The organism is Mesorhizobium sp. M7A.F.Ca.CA.004.12.1.1 (assembly GCF_003997835.1).
GTDB lineage: Bacteria > Pseudomonadota > Alphaproteobacteria > Rhizobiales > Rhizobiaceae > Mesorhizobium.
Map to the genome: position 1 here is coordinate 1 of NZ_RZRK01000881.1, position 2,466 is coordinate 2,466.

A 2,466-nucleotide genomic window follows, 5' to 3' on the forward strand; every position below is an offset into this window, starting at 1 on the left:
GCCGAGCAGGGCACCACCACCCAATCCGAGCAGAACGATGCGCAGGCGCAGGGCGAAAAGGGCCACAACGCCATTGCGCTGGTGCTGCGGCTGCCGAACCAGATGATCATGCTGGTCGGCCGCGACCTTGGCGAGCCGGAGCGGTTTCGTGCGGTCATCCGCCGTGCGCTGATGCTGGCGCTCGGCATGATGGGGCTGGGCGGATTGCTGATCTGGTTTTTTGTCGGTCGCGCCGCGCTGAAGCGCATCGACAGCGTGTCGGAAGCCAGCCGTCGCATCATGGGCGGGGATCTGTCGGGCAGGCTGCCGGTGACGGGGGTTGGCGATGAGTTCGACCGGCTCTCCGAAAATCTCAATGCCATGCTGGCCAGGATCGCCACGCTCAATGAAGGCTTGAAGCAGGTTTCCGACAACATCGCGCATGATCTGAAGACGCCGCTGACCCGGCTCCGCAACCGGGCCGAAGCGACGCTTTCGGGCAAGCAAAAGCCCACCGACTACCGGCGGGCACTGGAAGGCACCATTGCCGAGTCGGACCAGTTGATAAAAACCTTCAACGCCATCCTGATGATTTCCCGGCTGGAAGCTGGCTACTCCTCGGAGAACACCAACCGCGTCGATCTGGCGGAGGCCGTGCGCGATGTCGTCGAACTCTACGAGCCGGTGGCGGAAGAGGCAGGCGTGTCGCTGGAAGCAGACGCGCCCGAGGCGGTGTCCGTCAACGGCAACCGCGAACTGATCGGTCAGGCGCTGTCGAACATCGTCGACAACGCCATCAAATATTCGACCGGTGCCAATGCCCAGCCGGCGGTGCGCGTCACGCTCGAGCGAGCCGGTACGGACGTTCGCCTGTCTGTTGCCGACAATGGACACGGCATTCCCGACGATGGCGACCGGGCGCGGGCCACGGAACGTTTCGTGCGGCTGGAGAAGAGCCGTTCGCAGCCGGGTTCCGGTCTTGGCCTCAGCCTCGCCAAGGCGGTCATGACGTTCCACAATGGCCGGCTTGAACTCTTGCCTGGCAATCCCGGATTATCCGTGGTCATGAGTTTCCCAGCACGGGAGGATCACTGATGAGCACGGCTGCGAGGGCGAAAGATTGGCTGCTGAAGCCGGCGACCAGCCTGGCTCCGCTGGACGAAGACCGTGCGCGGCTGGAACTGGCCGAGATCGCTTCCGCGGCGCGCGAAGAAGGACTGACGCGGCTGGCCAAGTTCCTGGCCGGCAAGGGCGAGGGCCAGGATTTCCTTGCTGCCGTCTTCGATCTGTCGCCGTTCCTGCGCGATACCGCACGTCGCCGGCCGCAAATCCTGGACGGGCTGTTCGAGCAGACGATCGAGGCTCGACTGAAGGTGATCGGCGCCGCCATCGACCAGGTGCATCTAGCCGAAGCAGTCTCGGAATCCGGCTTGATGATGGAGCTGCGCCAGTGGAAGGCGGAGGCGCATTTCCTCATCGCGCTGGCCGATCTTGCCGGCGAGGCCGAAACGGCGCTGACGGTCCGGCGGTTGAGCGACCTCGCAGACGCCTGCACCCGCGCCGCCGTCGACTTCCTGCTGCGCGACGCGCATAGCGAGGGCAAACTCAAACTGCCGGATGTCGGCAATCCGTCGAAACAGTCGGGCTGGATCCTGCTCGGCATGGGCAAGCTCGGCGCGCATGAGCTGAATTTTTCCTCCGACATCGATCTGGTGGTTTTCTTCGATCCGGAAGCGCCCGCCGTCGTCGATCCGCTCGACGCCACCGAGTTGTTTTCGAGGCTGACGCGCCGCCTGGTGCGCATCCTGCAGGACCGCACCGAACACGGTTATGTCTTCCGCACCGATCTGAGACTGCGCCCAGACCCCGGTTCGACACCGCTGGCGATCCCGGTCGAGGCGGCACTGCGCTACTACGAGGCGCGCGGCCAGAACTGGGAGCGCGCCGCGATGATCAAGGCACGCCCGGTGGCGGGCGATCTGGCCGCGGGTGCGGCCTTCCTCAAGGAGTTGCAGCCCTATATCTGGCGCAAATACATGGACTACGCGGCGATTGCCGACGTCCATTCGATCAAGCGCCAGATCCACGCCCACAAGGGCCATGGCGAGATTGCGGTCAAGGGCCACAACGTCAAGCTTGGCCGCGGCGGCATTCGAGAGATCGAGTTCTTCGTCCAGACCCAGCAGCTCATCGCCGGCGGACGCTTCCCTGAACTGCGTGGCCGCGAGACCGTGCCGATGCTCGGCGAGCTTGCGACCGGCGGCTGGATCACCGCCGAGGCGCGCGATGCGCTTGCCCGCCAGTACTGGTTCCTGCGACGCGTCGAACATGCCGTGCAGATGGTTGCCGACGAGCAGACGCACACGCTGCCGGAAGATGATGAAGGCTTGGAGCGTATCGCACGCATGCTCGGCTTTGCCGATGCTTCTGCCTTTTCTCAAGCGTTCCGTGCCTCGCTGCAGCAGGTCGAACGTCACTACGCGGCAC

2 protein-coding genes are annotated in these 2,466 nt (G+C 64.6%); both read left to right on the forward strand.

Features of this window, described 5'->3' with window-relative positions:
* A partial coding sequence (locus EN984_RS31170) for a HAMP domain-containing sensor histidine kinase (protein WP_164765775.1) occupies positions 1 to 1,074 on the forward strand: 1,074 nt, incomplete at its 5' end.
* Positions 1,074 to 2,466, forward strand: a 1,393-nt coding sequence (locus EN984_RS31175; protein WP_127384204.1) for a bifunctional [glutamine synthetase] adenylyltransferase/[glutamine synthetase]-adenylyl-L-tyrosine phosphorylase, incomplete at its 3' end; no start/stop codon positions are given. The genes EN984_RS31170 and EN984_RS31175, both read left to right, overlap by 1 nt.